The organism is Streptomyces sp. NBC_01431 (assembly GCF_036231355.1).
Taxonomy (GTDB): Bacteria; Actinomycetota; Actinomycetes; order Streptomycetales; family Streptomycetaceae; genus Streptomyces.
The window spans coordinates 1695242-1711527 of record NZ_CP109496.1; the positions used below are offsets into that span (position 1 = coordinate 1695242).

A 16286-nucleotide genomic window follows, 5' to 3' on the forward strand; every position below is an offset into this window, starting at 1 on the left:
TGGGCGGCACCATTGAACCCTGGTTTCGCCGGTTAGATATGTTCGCGTACTCAGCCTTCGCCTCCTTCAGCGAATCGAAGGTGCGCCGCATCTGCTTACGCTTCCCTGTTTCGGGGTCGATCCCCACGTCAACAATAAACTGATATCTGACCTTCCCCTTCGAGTTCAGCGGAAGTTTCTTGATGGGATCGGACAGAATGCTCACTCTCCTCGAATGCGCGGAAATGTCTACACCAGGCCGTCACTGCGGGCTAGTCAAATGGGCTACACCGTCCGCTCCGACTCCACCGCCAAGCACAGCCGAAGACGAACAGCCCCAATGGTCCGGACGATCCCCGGTTTCGGTAACCGGGGATCACCTGCTATGTATCGCCCAGCAGGACGCGCTCCGGGCCTTCGAAGACGATTTGGCGCCCGTCAGGAAGCCAGCCGGTAGGACCGCAGTGCGGGAGTCGCGCCGCCAGTGACGAGCACAAGCAGCCCCTCGTCGGTGAGGCGGTCGAGGTTTCGGGCGACGACGCGCTTGGGGGCTCCGACGGCTCGAGCCACATGGCGAGTCGCCACTCCGGTGTGTGCCGCGACGTGCGCGAGGACCGCGCGATCACGGCGATAGCCGCGTTGCAGCAGGTCCTCACCGAAAAGCCCGGCCGCGCAGAGGCACAGGCACAGGGCCGTGGACAAGGAGCCGTAGTCCTCATTTTGTTGGGCCGTCCACACAATCATGGCACCAAGCACCAAGAGGGCGGGGGCGGTGAAGCGGGCAGATCGGTTCGCGGCGTACGACAGGTGGGACTCCGTGAGGTCGGGGCGCTCGACGGCGCGGCTGAGGGACGAGGGTGGTGGGCTCTCGCGGGGCTGACTGGCGCGCCGACCGGCGGGAACCACACACCTTCGCTGACCTGGTGTTTTCCGGGACGTTGTACGTTGACATGGTCCCGGCGGAGGTTCCAGTCCCTTGGGGCTCTTTCTCGTCTGCCGTGGGCGAATGTCCTTGGACAGTGCAGCCAGTCGCCCTGTCATCCAATCGAGGCGCTTGACAGCGAACTCAGTCGTGCGGGCTTCCCACACCGCCACGCCCGAGGAGGTCGGCGGGAACGTCGCGATGCGGGTCTCTTGTCAGTGGCACCTCATACACTCCGCAGATGCGACAGGCCAGGATGATGAGCTGCCTGGCCGTGGCCCTCCAGGGCTCATGGGCATGGCGTCTGCCAGGCGCCTGCATGTCCTGCAGGTCGCCGACACCACGCGTCAGCAGAGCTTTCACGAGGCGTGACGGTCTCCGGTGCGGATGTCGGAGAGAGTTCCATTGCCGTCCTTGTCCAACAGGGGGATTAGAGCTGTGCCTTCCGCTACTGGCTTGACCGACCTGCGCGAGCAGTGGATCCAGAAGATCTGCGCGGGTATTGCCACCTCCGTCGGTAGCCACCACCCGTTGCTGGATACGGCGCGGATCGTCGGTAACCCGAGCGATCTGGATCTATTGCGTGCCCTCCTGATCCTGCGGATCGCCGTCTTGGACGCGCGTGGCCTGTCCGCCGCGCACATCACCGGACTGCTGGCAAAGCACCCGATCTTCGCCGATCCCAAGCCTGACATCGATCAACTGACCAGCCTGGTCGAGCATGTCCGCCGGCACATGGAGCGCGACGGCCTTGTCGGTTCCGTCCTGCTGTTCGGCGTCGGACTGCGTGCTGAGAATCCAGAGAGCACGTATGCCCTGCTCCTGGACCACTGGTCCCGTCGGTTGGCCCGCGCGGCCACCGCCGCCCAGGTGGCCAGGGAACTGGCACGGCACTGGGGCGTAGAGGCTCCCGCCGAAGAGGCTTTGATGCCTCTCTCAGCCGTATCTCTTGATGCGTACTCCGACACCATCTGGTCCAGACTGGAAGCGGAACGCGACGCTCGTGTCCGGCATGCCATCTCTGTTGCCTTGCTCAAGAACGGCAGCGAGGCTCATCGTCTGTGGCTGCAGCAGTTCCCCGCCCACGAGGCCATGCATCTATGGAAGTTGGGCGCAGATGTGGCCTGCTACACCGCGGCCGAGGGGCGCCTTCGAGAAGAAAGCCGACAGATCCGGAAGAGTCATGCTCTGCGGCCAGTGATCGCCCGAGCCTTGGAGCTGGTCAACGAGCAGCTAGAGACACTCGGCGAGGCGATCGGGTGTCTGAGCGACACAGAGCGCGACATGCTGCAGGCGCGCACACATCAGGAGCGCTTCCAGGACGCCTGCATTTTGACCTTCCTGAACCAGTCCCTTGACGTCCGGCAGTCGTACCCCGGCAGTTCCTGTGTTCCTGATGCCGAGGCGGTACACGGCACTTTCGGCCCTCTGCCCTGGTGGAACATCATCGTCCGAACCGAAGCAGAGGCGGAGGCTGCCCTCGCCGCATTCACAGAGGGGGTGCTACCCCTCGGTTTCGAGCGGGATCCCGAACATCGGAATCGCCTTCTACTCATCTGCCGTAAGCCCAGGACGGAGTCCCCGGGCATACAGGCCCACTTCGCCTTCGACCTGGACAACCCAGGCCACGCCTGCGAGCTGCTCCTCATCGCGAAGCGTTCCGGCGTCCCCATCGACCTCTACGCCCAAGCACACAACGAGTACGACGAAATCGAGTCCACCCACCTGGGCACTGTCTACGCACACATCGGCCCGGAGCTCGCCAGTCTGATCACGGAAGCCGCCTCCGATGCACTGGCCCGGTCCCTGCCTGACTTCCGCGACGGCGACCACGACGAAGTTGAGGGGATCGAACCGCTCGAAGCAGCGTTGCGCTGTCTGTCCCGCGCTCAGGTGGAGCACTTCTCCTCGGGACGCCGCATCACCGCCTCGTCCCATCACAGCCTCGAAGGTGGGGTCGAAGTGCTGTCGGCCGACCCGCCAGTCACGCTCTCCGGATTCTCCAGGGGCATCAAGAGGCGCCAGAAATCCGGCAGCTCCCGGAAGGCGGGCACCGGGACTCCTCTGCCCCCTCCTCGGACGACTGGGTTCGTGTACGTCCAGCGGAACCCTGCCTTCCCGAACATGCTCAAGATCGGCTACACAGACCTGCTCGCGGAGGACCGAGCCAAGGACCTGTCAGGGACATCGGTCCCCTTCCCTTTCGACGTGCTCTTCAGGGCCCACACTTCCCGGCCCAAAGACGTCGAACAGGCTGTCCACCGCCTCCTCACCGCCCAACGGGTCAGTGCAGGCAAGGAGTTTTTCCGTGTCTCCCTGGAGACGGCCATCGAGGCGATCCACCGATGCCAGAGGGAGGTAACCGGTATCACCAGCTGGGAGCCGATCCCTGCAATTCATCGCCTGCGGGCGAATGACCGAGTCGTCCTGCCCCTGAGGGCGGGGCAGTTGTTCGCACTCACCGCCTACCCCCATCTGCTCAGCTCATCCGCTGAGGTTCTCGACATCTGGATGGCCCACGCGGACGGCGACCTCCTGGAGATCCACTCCACGCATGCCCCCGGGCACGTGGCAGGAATCAGCGACAACGATCCCGGCGCATACGAAGACCCCGTTCCCTTCCTCGACAGAGACGGAACCGTGCGGAACAGCATGCTCCATGGCAGGGAGCGCCTGGTAGCCGGCGACCGGCTGGTCTGGTTCTCGGACGAGGAGGGGCCGACCGACGCCCGCGGCGTCGCCTTTGAAGCGAACGCATTCTGCCAGGTCACCTACCGAACATCTGTCCCCCGACGGGGCCCGCTGGGTATACCTCTCCTGCTGAACGACCTTGACCGTGACCTTCCTGATGCCATGGGGGCCCTCGTCATGGATGTCCTCGCACAGGGCCCACCGCGCACCTGGGCTCCCCGGAACCCTCAAGAAGAAGACGGCTGGGCGGTAGCAGCCACAGATCCCCAGCCGCCCAAGCACTGGCTCCCTCAACTCGAACGACGTCGCAAGGACGTGCGCCGGGACCGACCCTGAGCACCGTGCGGTACAGGGGCCATCTCGACGAGTTCATGTCCAGCGCCAGGACTGAAGCCCCAGTCAGATCACAAGCCAGCCCGGAGATTCTTCGTCAACCGACCCCAGTCGGTGCGGGCCAGGCACGGGTCTGGTGCAAGTTTGGGTGACAGGTTCGGTCACGCGGCCGGGAGGGCCGGTGTGGTCATGACGGTCTCGAATTCGATGGGGGTCAGCCGGCCGAGGGAGGCTTGTCTGCGGCGTCGGTGGTAGAGGTCCGCTCGATCCAGGTCACGATCGCGATCCGCAGTTCCTGGCGGGTGGCCCACTTCCGTCGGTCGAGGACATTCTTCTGCAGCAGGCTGAAGAAGGACTCCATGGCTGCGTTGTCGCCTGCCGCCCCGACCCGCCCTATCGAGCCGACGATCCTGTGCCGGCCGAGCGCCCGGACGAACTTCCCCGACCGAAACTGCGACCCGCGATCGCTGTGCAGAACGCAACCGGCGACGTTCTCGCGTCGGGCAACAGCATTGTTCAGGGCTGCGACAGCCAGACGGGACTTCATCCGCGAGTCGATGGAATAGCCCACGATCCGCTTGCTGAAGACATCCTTGACCGCGCAGAGATACAACTTCCCTTCTCCCGTGGCGTGTTCGGTGATGTCGGTGAGCCACAGCCGGTTCGGTCCGTCGGCGCTGAAGTCCCGGCGGACGAGGTCGTCGTGCACCGGCGGGCCGGCCTTCTTCCCCCTGCCACGCTTCTTGCCGAACACGCTCCACCAGCGGTTGTCCCGGCAGATCCGCCAGGCGGTCCGGTCAGCCATGCAGACTCCCATGCTGCGGGCCTCGTCGGCCAGGAAGCGGTAACCGAACTCCGGGTCCTCGCGGTGGGCGTCGAACAACGCGTTCGCCCGAGCGGCCTGCTCGAGCTCGGCATCGGCCACCGGCCGTTCGAGCCAGCGGTAGTAGGGCTGGCGGGCGAGCTTGAGGACCCGGCACGTGACCGCGACGGGAATCCCGCCCGTGGCCAGCTCTTTCACGAGCGGGTAGATCCTTTTCCCGGCAGATGCGCCTGCGACAGGTAGGCCGCGGCCCGGCGCAGGACCTCGTTCTCCTGCTCCAGCAGCTTGATCTGCCGATGTGCTTCCCGTAGCTCCGCGCTCTCCTGGCTGGTCGTCCCGGGCTTTGCCCCGTCGTCGACGTCCGCCCGGCGCATCCACTTCCACAGTGTCATCGCGTGCACTCCGAAGTCAGCGGCCACCTGCTCCACCGTCACGCCCGGGCCGCGGTTCCTCGCGACCCGCACGACGTCCTCGCGGAACTCTTCCGGATAAGGCTTGGGCACAGCGACATCCTTCCCACCCGCCCCACAGGGCAAGCCAGTTCAGATGTCACCCGATCGTGCGGCAGACCCCCCATGCGTGCTGGCAGGATCGTGACTCATGTCGAAACATCCACTGCTGGACGTTGCCTCTGTCGAACGGCTGGAGCCGTACCTGGAAGGAGTAGGTCACATCTTCCGGGCATTCCGGGAGCAGGACTCCGGCTGCGTGTCGTATGGAGTCGCGGTCGGGGGCGAGCGGTGGTTCGTAAAGAGTGCAACTACAGCTGCGGGAGCAGCTTCGTTGGGGCGTGCTCTGGGTGTGCATGGTGCGATGCAGCATCCGGCGATCGTGCCCCTGCGTCACCATTTCAAGATCCAGGGTGGCCTGGCGCTGATCTATCCGTGGGTCGACGGAGAGGTCTTGTACCACCCCACCGTCTCCCGCCATGGTGGCCGGTCGGACCCGACGAGTCCGATGGCTCGGTTCCGGAAGCTCCCTGTCGCTGAGATTCTGCAGTCCCTGGACGCGATTCTCGACGCGCACCTGACCGTGGAGCGGGCCGGGTTCGTCGCGGTCGACCTGTACGACGGGTGCCTCCTCTACGACTTCGAGGCGCAGCGCATGACCCTGTGCGATTTGGACGAGTACAGGCCGGGGCCGTTCATCCTGGAGGATGAACGGCTGCCAGGCTCGCGGCGTTTCATGGCGCCGGAGGAGTTTTGCAAGGGCTCGACCATCGGTATCCGAACGACCGTGTTCGTGCTCGGCCGGGTTCTGCGTCTGTTGTTGGATGCGGGCGATGACGAGCGGAAGTGGCGCGGTTCGCCGTCACAGTTGAGGGTCATCGAGTGTGCCACTGCCAGCGATCCTGCTGACCGGTACGCCTCGGTTGAAGCTCTGGCACGAGCGTGGCGTGGCGCATGCGGTGGGCGCTGTTGATCTCTCTACTGTCGTGGGACCTGCAGCGCCTGCGCGAGAGATCTCGAACGCGATCAACGGTCACAGGAGGCAACGGACAACAGCTCGCCCTCACAGGTGCAGTCGATAGACCAACGGCCATCCATAGTCTGTGGATAGCTTCGGCGGACGCCCCGTACGCACATCGGGCCTTGCATACGACGCTCATCCGAGCGGTTGAACAAACGACATGCGTGACGCGCCCTGGATACCGATAGTGGCTGCATGGAGCGCAGGACGACCTCGCCGCTCCAGGTTTGGTGTTGGCGGAGGAGGCCGTGCCCCGTGAGGACCGTCTCGCACAGCGGAATGGTGGAGGCGGCGAACGACGGGGCCTCCGAGCGTTCGGCGGCGTGCTGGATTTCGGTGAGGCCGGCACGGAGCACCACGGTGTGTGGATGGTCAAGGGCGAGGTGGTGGATGGTGTTGATGCGCTGGGCGTACAGCAGAAGGAGCAGCCGCGCACAGGAGCTGGGTGCGGCGCGGCGGCCACGCGGTGGCCAACTTGACTATTTTCAGCGGCAGTTGATGCAGGAGGGACGGTTGTGAACGTTTATCGAAACCACTGTCGGACATGAGGTAGGTCCCTATCCTCGAATGGTGAATCGACCGGCAGACGTCTTCAGCCCGCACCTCACCCGCCGCAGGGCTCTGCGGTGGGGCCTTGGCGCCGCAGCCGGAGTCGGCCTTACCACTGCCGGATGCGATAGCGCCGACGATCACGTCGGCGACAGTCGCGGTGGCGGGCGCCCTAGCGGCGAGGTCGCCGCCCCACCCAGTCCATGGCGCCGGACCATCGGCACGTGGATTCAGTCGTCGCCCACGGTGGTCGAGGGAGTGCTCTTCATCGGCGGCGACGGACACGGCGAGAACGTGTACGCCCTGGACGCAGCCACCGGCGCCACGAAGTGGGCTTTCACAGCGGGCGATCGGGTCCATTCGTCGCCCGCCGTGGTTAACGGAGTGGTGTACGTCGGCAGCGACGACAAGAACGTGTACGCCCTGGACGCCGTCACTGGGGCCAAGAAGTGGGCCTTCAGCGCCGGCGCTTGGGTCAAGTCGTCGCCCGCGGTCGTCGGCGGGGTGGTGTATGTCGGCTGCTACAACGGAGTCGTATACGCCCTGGACGCGGTCACCGGAGCGAAGAAGTGGGGCGTCGCCACCGGCGGCTGGCTCAGTTCGTCGGCGACTGTGGCCGACGGTGTCGTGTACATCGGTGGCTTCACCCATAAGGTGTATGCCCTGGACGCGGCGACCGGCGCGAGGAAATGGGCCTATGCCACCGGCGGCGAGATCCTCAATTCAAGACCGGCGATCACCAACGGTCTGGTGTACGTCGGCAGCCATGACGGAAAAGTCTACGCACTGGACGCTGCCACGGGCTCCAAGAGATGGGCCTTCAACATGGGCGGCGTGGTGACCGCGTCGCCGACTGTGGCCGACGGGGTGGTCTACATCGGCTCCGGGAGGATCTACGCCCTGGACGCGGCGACCGGCGCCAGGAAGTGGTCCTTCGCCACGGGTGGCGAAATCCTCTTCTCGTCGGCGGCGGTGGCCAAAGGAGTGGTGTACGTCGGCAGCGACGACAAGAACGTGTACGCCCTGGACGCGGCAACCGGCGCGAAGAAGTGGGCCTTCACCACTGGCGCCGAGGTCCGGTCGTCACCCGCGCTGGCAGGCGGGATGTTGTACGTGGGCAGTAACGACGGAAGCGTGTACGCCCTGAACGCGACGACGGGGGCGGGCCCACAGATCCCGGCATCGCCCTCACCCCCCGGTGTAGCACCCACGGGCACGGCGACGTAACAGGCAGGCCATACGACCAGACCTCAATCATACCGACGACCGGGGGAATTCCATGGCTACAACTCCACCCACCCCTCCGCCGCCATCAAGCTCGGGCAGCCCATCTGACCCGGGCGAGGGCGCCCCAATCCCCGTGCCTCCGCCCGCCACCCCGGACCGGATCCACAACGGCGTCCCCGAACCTGATCCCTCGCCACGGCGTGTGGACTCGACCGCCTGGCGCGTCCTTGCCGACGAACGCCTGCCTGGTCTTCGCAGGCTTTCGCCGAGACACCGGGTGCTGTACCTGACAGTTGCGGCGGTACTGGTCGTGGGCGGTCTCCTCCTCGCCTACTTCACAAACTACGCGCTTGACCAGAGCACCGCCGTCGACCGAGCCCGCTCGGACAAGAACGCGCAGGAAAGCCTCGACGGCGAACAGCCTGCCTTCGTCTCCACCGTCACCCCACGCGACTACATGCAGGACATGCCTAGGTCCATCGCCGTGCTCCTCGACCGGCCACTGACCGCGAGCGAACAGGCGGGCCTCAAAGCGAAGAAGGGCAACGCGCAGGTCTGGGCGTTCCTAAAGCCTCTCGGCGGACGCGTCGTCGAGTACACGACGCCGCCCCTGAAGCCTTTGGAAGACGGTCGTCAGAACTCAATCGGCATGGCGCAGACGTTCAACCTGAACCTGAACAGCGACCGCAACGCCGGACTCACCATCAACAACATGACCGCAGTGAAGGACGCGTGCAGCGCGCCCACCACGCCGACCGTAGTCGATATTCCGCCGGCGGGATCCGAACCCCGCCAGGGACTCATGTGGGACCTGACCGGCAAGCAGACAGACAAGCCACACGGGCCGTACGTCCTGGACGAGGGCGAGTCCCAGGGGCAACTCTACTTCCGCCGCAACGCCGTCGACTTGGGGAACGGCCAGTCGAACATGGCCCTGCGCATCCAGCCCGAAGTGTCCACACAGACGTGCCACTGGCATATCGATGCCTCCTACACCGACACGTCCGGCTCCCACACGCAGCGCATCCCGCGCGGCACCGGCACCCTCACCACCGAGGCCATCCCGAAACAGCCCGCCCAGTACTTCGCCTGGATCCCGAGGACCGGCTGGGGCTGTGTCGGCGCGGCGAGCCAGGAGGGCTGCCCGGGCAGCGAGTCGCTCAGGACGGCGGAGCCCTGGCGGTTCGAAGGACAGCTTGACTGAGCAGTACCGATCGAAACTGATTGCCGTCAAGAAGGTAGAGCCGTGTGACGGTGACAGGCCGTGCCCCCGCATCAATTTCGATCAGTTACGTCAGTGACCTGCGCACTGCATCAACCAGCGATAGCGCACGCGCATCGTCGGGGCCGCTGATGATGTGGTTCATGACGTAGCCGAAGGCGATGCCGTGTTCGGGGTCGGCGAAGCCGAGTGAGCCGCCTCGGCCAGTGTGGCCGAAGGCGTTCGGGCCGGTCATGTGGTTGTCGTCGGTGGGCAGCATGTATCCGGAGCTGAACCGGCTCGGTGCTACCAGCACTTGGTCGGTGCCGGTGGCCTGCTCTTTGGTCGCCGATGCGAGGGTTTCCGGGGTGAGCAGGCGCACGCCGTCCACCTCGCCGATCAGCGCCGCGTACATGCACGCAAGTCCGCGTGCGGTGGCGATGCCGTTGGAGGCCGGGAGTTCCGCGGCCTGCACTTCTGGGGAGTTGAAGTCGATCTCGGCTGGATCGGTGACGGTGTATGCCCTGTTGCTGAAGGAGTTCGGGTCGCGCCAGGCGGCGACCTGTTCGCGGAGTTCCTCCGGGATCGACTCTGGGGGCAGGGTGGTGAAGTCGATGTCCGGCTTCCGATGCACCATGCGGCTGACCCGGTCACGTTCGATTGCTGGCAGCCCGATGAAGAAGTCCAGCCCCAGGGGGGCGGCGATTTCGTCGGCGAAGAAGCGCCCCGGTGTGCGGCCGGACACCCGGCGGATTACCTCGCCGGCCAGCCAGCCCCAGGTCCGGCCGTGATAGCCGTGTGCGGTACCTGGCGTCCACACGGGATGTTGAGCTGCCAGTGCGGCTGCCATCGGGTGCCAGGTCAACGCCTCAGCCAGCGCCACTGGTTGGTCCAGCGTGACCAGGCCGGCCTGGTGGGACAAGAGCCAGCGCACGGGGATGTCCGCCTTGCCGTTCGCGGCGAACTCCGGCCAGTATTTGGCCACCGGAGCGTCCAAGTCCAACTCACCACGCTGAACCAGCAGATGCGCTGCGCTCGCGGTCGCCCCCTTCGTCGCCGAGTAGACCAGTTGCAGCGTGTCGCGCTGCCACGGACGATTGACATTGGGGTCGGCGAGTGCCCCATAGGTCCACCACCGGTCGGCCGTCCTGGTACACGCACACCGCCGCGCCGATGTCCCCGTGCTGCGCGAAGTTCGCCGCGAACGCCTCGCGTACAGCCTCGAATCCGGCCGCGACCAATCCGTCGATCGTCGTCATGCCGCCATCGTGGCACCTGGGTTGCCCAGTCTGAGAAGCGGGCTCGCTCTCGCTGCATTCGACGTTCCTGGTCAGGCGGTGTCGGGCAGTGCGTGCAGGCGCTCGCGGAACTCGCGGGTGGCTGGTACTGACTTGTGTGGTTCGAGGCGTGCGGAGAATTCCTTGAGGCGGTCCAGGGCCCGCGCTGAGCTGACCTTGTCTTCGAGGAGGCCCGCGCCGTAGTTCGCGGCGTCGAGCGCCCCTTCCAGGTCACCACTGGCGAGCCGGGCCTCGGCCAGACGGCTGGACCGTACTGCCTTGTCCCGCGGGGCCGCCTGCTTGATGGAGACTTCCAGGGAGGTCGTAGCGCGCTCCACTTGGCCCGAGCGCAGCAGAACCTTCCCTTCGGTCGACTTCAGTTGTGCCTCACCGAACCAGTCGAGCCACTCCGGGTTTTCCTCCACCGTGTGGCGCTCCCAGAGGGAAACGGCGCGGTTCAATGCCGTGCCGGCTTTCTGGTGATCGCCGTCGCGGGAGAGGACTTCGGCCTTGTGCAGGTAGAGGAAGGACCGGGAGTCGGGCGTCAGCGTTCGAGGGGCGTTGTCGAGTGCGGTCGAGATGAGGTCGACTCGCTCGGCGGTCCGGCCGGCCTCGGAGACGTGCACTCCCATCTCTGCCAGGATGAAGGCGCCGAAGGCGTCGTCTCCGGCGGTACGGGCGCTGCGCAGAGCCCCGATGTAGTACCGCTGCCCGGCGGACCGCAGTCCCGCGTCGTAGGCCATCCAGCCGGACAGGTGCGACACTCGAGCCGCCAGTGCATACAGGCGGACGCGGATCCTGTCCGTGTACCAGCCCGCGCTGAGGCGACCAGCGATCAAGTCGAGGTCGCCGCGGGCCTGTTCCAGAAGCCGGGCGCCTCCGAGCTGGTCATCGAGTGTGCGGAGTGTGCTGATCCGCTGCTCGATCGTCGAGACCATCTTGTCGGTGACGCGATCCCCGTTGAGGGCTGAGGCGAACGCGGACGGCGCCTCGACCCAGCTCGCGGCCAGCCCCTGTCAGCGCGGCGACGGTGATGGTGAGAAATCCTCGACGATCCAACCGGCCACTGCCCACCAGATCGGCCAGTGCCTCGACGGTTCCGGCCTCGGTCCACGGGGCGGTAAGCCCTGTCACTTCCCATACGGGGAGCCATTGCGGCCATCGCTGCGCCTGGACCTGCACGTACGGGATGCGAAGAAGGTCGGCGAGCACATGCTGAGCATCGGCATCCGGTGCTTGCCCCTGCTCCCGCTTCCACACCGTCGTCCGGTTGGTTGCCAGAGGAATACCGAGCAACGCCCGTGTGTCTTCATGAGCCGGGCGAACTCGGCCTTCCCCCATCCGTGCGACTGGCGCACGAAGGTCAGTGGGTGCACTGCTAACGGCTCACCGGGCACGTCATCACTCCCCTCATCCCCCTCACGGCGTGGTTGGGAGGCTACTGCGCGCACAGGCCCGCGGAAGGACGTCCCCAAGAGAAACCCCCAAGAAACGTTCCGGGCCTGCGCACCACGGCAGTTGACTGTGACAGCTGCACCGGAGCTGCGAAAGGCGCCGCTCCCGTACGGCCACCCAACGGCGGCTCCATCACCGTCCCCCGTCGGAGATGGAGCCGCTCCCCACCCATCCGGAGGCGTCCGCCATGCCAACGCTCGTCACGCGCTTTGCCATCGCCGGAGTGGAAGAAGATGTATCTCCCGCTCGGCGCAAGGTCGTTGAGAGCGCACGGACATGGGGCGTCCCTGTGGATGACGAAACAGCTGACGCGATCCGGCTGGTCGCTTCCGAGCTCATCAGCAATTCGGTGATCCACGGAGCTGGGCCCGTCACCGTCGTGCTCTACCACCGCCCCGGCAAGCTGGTGATCGTCGTGTCTGACCGTGACCAGACGGCCCCGGTGGCACGTTGTGCGGGGGTTAGCGACGAGAACGGGCGTGGGCTCGCCTTGGTTGACCACTTCGCGGTGGACTCCGGCTGGGAGCTCCTCACGCACGGCAAGCGCGTGTGGGCGGAGATCGAACTTCCACAGCCACCGCCGGCCATGAGGGCGGCGGTTCTCCGCAGGTTCTTCGCGCTCCGCTCGCGCTGTGAGGCTGGCCCCACGATCCAGCCACTGGCTCTGGCGGCCGCCTGAACAGCGCCCTACCCACAACGTCCAGACCTGCCCAGCCCGGAGCGGAGCCGTCGGCGTCTGCCTGTTGCATGACGCGCCGCGCCTCAGCTTCTGGCTGCCCACTGACCGCCGCCCCCACGGGCACCCACATCTCCCACGGACGTGGGGGCGGTTCTTGAACCCTCGCCGGAGCCCTGGCGAGGGAACCAAAGAGGAAGGAGCACGAGGTGGCCGAGACCACAGCACCACCTCCTACCCGGAGCGGCCTCCTGGTAGCGGTGGAGGAGCTGACCGCCGTCCATGACCGGTACGACGGCCTCCGGTCCGACAACCAGGGCAGTTCCGGAGATGCCCCGTGGCCGGGCGGTGACGGCAACTTGACCGACGTCGCCTAGCACCAGGCGGCAGGGACGAGCGCGACGCTTTTGTGCTCGCCCCTGCCGCGCCTGCACCACATGGTCGAACTCATGAGGAGGCAGTAATGGAACATCAGTTGATCAACGCTATCGAGACGGCACTCGGGTGGGACGGCCCGGGCGAACTCGGCAAGGGATTCGCCCGAGGAAGCATGAGCGACCCCGCGCTCGCCGCCCGCATCCTCACCCCGAACCGCCTGCTCGACATCGCGATGCGCAGGAGCCTGAACCGCCCGCAGTTCCGGTGCTTCCAGAAGGGCGAGGAAGTCCACCCGGCCATCTACTACACCGACGTCGTCAGCCCCCGTGGCCAGAGCATCCCCACGGTCAACATGCGAAGTCTGGCCCGGCATCGAGATGACCAACCAGCTCATCGACCGCTACCAGGCCGAGCCGTGGCAGATGAGCGCCACCGACTACCTCGTCGGCTCCCGCACCGGCGCAGAGCAAACGCCACTCAACGGACGCCCCCAGACCACCGGCTGGGACCCCGAACTCGCCGCGGCCATGCAGCGGGAAGACCGCGTCGTCTATGAAGAGGCAGTCGCAGACAGCCTGCTGAAGTCCATGTCCGTCACCACGATCTGCCCCCAGGGACGAGCAGATCGCTCCGCGGACCAACGATCCGTCGCGGCGAGTACCCCGGTGATAAACCGCTCGCCCCGACAACTCTTCTGACGGCGCACCAACGCCCCCTCCGTCCCCACCGCCGATCTCCGCGAACAGCCAGTCGACGGCGTACTCGCATGCGTCGAGGGGCTGTTGGATACTCAGATCGACCGCTCCACAGTGGTACGCAAGCGTCGCACCGTGGGAGCCCGGACCGACCGGGACACATGGGTCCGCATCGAGCGGCGCGAGGCCGCGAAGATCCGCGCCCAGGGCTGGAACGGCAGCGAGTGCGCCGCCCAGCTGACCGGGATCGCCCAGCCGACCTGGCATGCCGGCGTCGTGTGGCGAGAAGCCAACGCGAGTGTGTTCTGGCGAGCAGACGAGACGGATCTCCTACCCGGCGTCCCCGTCGGATCCAGCGTCGTGGCCGAAGACCCGAAACTCCCCGATGCCTGGTGGCACAGCCTGAATGTGTCGCTCGACACACTCGCAGCACAGCACACCCGCCGCATCGCCACACGCAACACCGAGGCCATCACCCAAGACCTCGATACCACCATCGTCCGCGCCGCCTTCCCTGAAGTCCTCAACACCACAGTGAACCAATGGCGGCCCGCGCACGCGGACCTGAACTGGGCGAACGTAACCCTGCCGAAGTTCTCACTCTTCGGCTGGGAGGACTGGGGCATAGCGCCTCGGGGCCTGGACTCCGCGACGCTGTGGGCCAGTTCCCTCGCAGTCCCCACCTTGGCCGACCGCGTCCTGTCCGAGCGGCGACATGACTTCGAAACACGGGATGGCCAGCTCATGACCCTCTTCGTCTGCGCCAAGCTGCTCGGGCCGCATTCCCATCCCCATGACCCACGCCTCGGACCCGCGCACGCCACGGCGAGCAAAGTGATCAAGAGCCTCAGTTCTCCTTGATGCCTCCGCTTCGACCGCTGTGCCCGCCCGTAAGCCGACAACACGGGCGGTCACAGCTCTTCGTCGTGCCAGAGGCCCGAGAGGTACAGGGCCCTCCCGCTCACGAACTGGGGCCCCTGTGTCAACGGCCCTTGATCGTGGCCGCTGTCCGCTCACAATTCTTGACGTTCGGGTGGAGAGGCTGCGGGCACAAGAGGTGCTGACGAACCAGATGCCCAGGACTAGGGAGTTGCGGGCGGCGGCGCGGCTGACCGAGGCGCTTGGAGACCCGTTGCCGCGTTGCAGGCCGTTAGCCTGTCGGTATGTCAGAGCGTGTCATGCCCGGTCGCACGGACGGCCTGATCACCCTGGGTGCCGCGGACGCTCTGTGGGCCGATTTGACGGCCGACAGTGCTGTGCCGACGGGTGCTGGGGCATTCACCTGCCCTCCTGCCAGTACCCGGGCAGGGTACGTCCTGCTCGGCGGCTATGTGGTGGCGACGGTGCGGGCGAGCAGCGGTCAGTGGAGTGTCCGCGAGGTCGAGGTGCGCCAGGCGGCCGCGGAACTGAACGCGGTGGGGATGGATCGCCAAGACCTGGTCCGCGTCGGTCCGTCCCGCCGGGCGCCGAGGCAGGAGTGCCACGAGAACACGCCCCTGCGTTGGCGTCAACGCATCATTGGGGAACTGCAGGAGCTGGGCGGCCCCGAGCGGGCAGCACGACGTGAAGCCGGCCAGCCCTACCATCTGGCGGGGATCGACTGGCGACAGATACTCGTGGAGCAGACCCGCGACGGGACGCAGCGGACGTGGTGGCTGCCGCGCGCTGTGGTCAGGCTGCTGGATGCGGCCGAGCACACCGAAACGCAGTGGGTGCACGCCGCGCGGACCCTCCAGGCAAGCGCAGCCGTCACCAAGCCGCCCACCCACCCCCGCGAGGCCCGAGACGCCGACGGTCGGCAGACGACGAGCCCCCAGGGCCCCACCGCCTCACTGCGCCCGTACAACAGAGAGCTGGAAGGCCAGCTGTACTCGGTGCTCAGCAAGAAGCCCGGTACCTCCCGCAGGGTGGCCGGGTGGGCGTGCGCCGTCTGCCGCACCGCGCCTGCCACCGTCCTCGACCACTGCCATGAACACGGCTATGTCCGCGCCCCGGTCTGCCAGTCGTGCAACACCCAGGAACGCCCCGACCATCTGTACAGCAACGACATCCGCGTGGCCGGCCGCTACACACGTCTCTTCCACACCGCCGCCGAGGACTGGCTCCATCACTGGCACCGCTGCCCCGGCTGCCGCGCACGCACCACCCTCCCATTGCCGCACCTCGCCGCCTGGACCGCCCATGTGGCCTGCCACTCCCTGCGCCCCGCCCACCGCGCCGCCGGCGGGCGCAAGCCCTGCGGCATGCTGCGCGTGTCCTGGACAGGCAGTCACCACGCGCCTCGTTCCTGTCTCCTCACGGTCTCCGTCGACTTCTGTCCCTTGGGCGAGCACCGTGTCCTGGCACAAGTCCCCTACCGGGACGCCGCCGAGCAATTCCGCACCTGGCTGGCCGAGACGGCCCCTGCCGTGGCCGCCGAGGCCGGCCCCGACCGCCTGGACGGCCTCCCCGACCAGCCCCGGCCCGTCATCGCGGACACCAACGGCGAGGGCCTGGCACTGTTCTGAGTGAGCACCGGAAGACCGAACACCCCTACGCCACCCGGCAGTTCCTGGCCCCCGACACAGTCACTCCGTACACCCCAGCGACATGCGCAGCAGCGATACCCTG

Annotated in this window: 9 protein-coding genes and 5 pseudogenes; 10 read left to right on the forward strand and 4 right to left on the reverse strand. The window is 66.5% G+C overall.

From position 1 onward, the window contains the following. Positions 1–417: 417 nt before the first annotated feature. Entirely contained in the window at positions 418–681 is a 264-nt protein-coding gene (locus OG522_RS07940; protein WP_329462235.1) for a MarR family transcriptional regulator, read from the reverse strand. 676 nt (positions 682–1357) lie between these two features. On the opposite strand from OG522_RS07940, the gene OG522_RS07945 reads away from it, so the two are divergent. Then, entirely contained in the window at positions 1358–3928 is a 2571-nt protein-coding gene (locus tag OG522_RS07945; protein WP_329462236.1) for a GIY-YIG nuclease family protein, read from the forward strand. Positions 3929–4086: 158 nt separating this feature from the next. On the opposite strand, the pseudogene OG522_RS07950 reads toward OG522_RS07945, so the two are convergent. After that, positions 4087–5251: pseudogene (locus tag OG522_RS07950) on the reverse strand (IS3 family transposase). Between the two features lie 310 nt (positions 5252–5561). Here OG522_RS07950 and OG522_RS07955 point away from each other — a divergent pair. From OG522_RS07955 to OG522_RS07965, 3 genes are all read left to right on the forward strand, one after another. Then, complete coding sequence (locus OG522_RS07955; protein ID WP_329462237.1) at positions 5562–6170, forward strand: serine/threonine protein kinase; 609 nt, start codon at positions 5562–5564, stop codon at positions 6168–6170. Between the two features lie 615 nt (positions 6171–6785). After that, positions 6786–7994, forward strand: a complete 1209-nt coding sequence (locus OG522_RS07960; protein WP_329462238.1) for an outer membrane protein assembly factor BamB family protein — start codon at positions 6786–6788, stop codon at positions 7992–7994. Positions 7995–8196: 202 nt separating this feature from the next. Beyond that, on the forward strand, positions 8197–9198 hold the full coding sequence (locus OG522_RS07965) for a hypothetical protein (protein ID WP_329462239.1): 1002 nt from the start codon (positions 8197–8199) through the stop codon (positions 9196–9198). Positions 9199–9283: 85 nt separating this feature from the next. Here the strand turns inward: OG522_RS07965 and OG522_RS07970 are convergent. Both OG522_RS07970 and OG522_RS07975 read right to left on the reverse strand, forming a co-directional pair. Further along, positions 9284–10454 (reverse strand): annotated as a pseudogene (locus tag OG522_RS07970) (serine hydrolase domain-containing protein). A 71-nt stretch (positions 10455–10525) separates the two neighbouring features. After that, positions 10526–11869 (reverse strand): annotated as a pseudogene (locus tag OG522_RS07975) (transcriptional regulator). A 245-nt stretch (positions 11870–12114) separates the two neighbouring features. Between OG522_RS07975 and OG522_RS07980 the strand changes: the two are divergent. The 6 genes and pseudogenes from OG522_RS07980 (at position 12115) to OG522_RS08005 (ending at position 16183) form a co-directional block, all read left to right on the forward strand. After that, complete coding sequence (locus tag OG522_RS07980) at positions 12115–12606, forward strand: ATP-binding protein (RefSeq protein ID WP_329462240.1); 492 nt, start codon at positions 12115–12117, stop codon at positions 12604–12606. A 206-nt stretch (positions 12607–12812) separates the two neighbouring features. After that, positions 12813–12980, forward strand: a complete 168-nt coding sequence (locus OG522_RS07985; RefSeq protein WP_329462241.1) for a hypothetical protein — start codon at positions 12813–12815, stop codon at positions 12978–12980. An 86-nt stretch (positions 12981–13066) separates the two neighbouring features. After that, positions 13067–13351: pseudogene (locus OG522_RS07990) on the forward strand (JmjC domain-containing protein); the annotation flags it as partial. 7 nt (positions 13352–13358) lie between these two features. Continuing rightward, positions 13359–13679, forward strand: a complete 321-nt coding sequence (locus tag OG522_RS07995; protein WP_329462242.1) for a DUF2399 domain-containing protein — start codon at positions 13359–13361, stop codon at positions 13677–13679. A gap of 18 nt (positions 13680–13697) precedes the next feature. Continuing rightward, positions 13698–14537, forward strand: a pseudogene (locus OG522_RS08000) (hypothetical protein); the annotation flags it as partial. 302 nt (positions 14538–14839) lie between these two features. Then, positions 14840–16183 carry an endonuclease domain-containing protein gene (locus OG522_RS08005; protein ID WP_329462243.1) on the forward strand — a complete coding sequence of 448 codons (1344 nt, stop codon included), beginning with the start codon at positions 14840–14842 and terminating at the stop codon, positions 16181–16183. The last annotated feature ends 103 nt before the right edge of the window (positions 16184–16286 follow it).

Bases quoted from the DNA above. Each gene is read 5' to 3' on its own strand.
- OG522_RS07960 (WP_329462238.1), top strand. From the start codon at position 6,786: ATGGTGAATCGACCGGCAGACGTCTTCAGCCCGCACCTCACCCGCCGC.
- OG522_RS07980 (WP_329462240.1), top strand. From the start codon at position 12,115: ATGCCAACGCTCGTCACGCGCTTTGCCATCGCCGGAGTGGAAGAAGAT.
- OG522_RS07955 (WP_329462237.1), top strand. From the start codon at position 5,562: ATGCAGCATCCGGCGATCGTGCCCCTGCGTCACCATTTCAAGATCCAG.
- OG522_RS08005 (WP_329462243.1), top strand. From the start codon at position 14,840: ATGTCAGAGCGTGTCATGCCCGGTCGCACGGACGGCCTGATCACCCTG.
- OG522_RS07995 (WP_329462242.1), top strand. From the start codon at position 13,359: ATGACCAACCAGCTCATCGACCGCTACCAGGCCGAGCCGTGGCAGATG.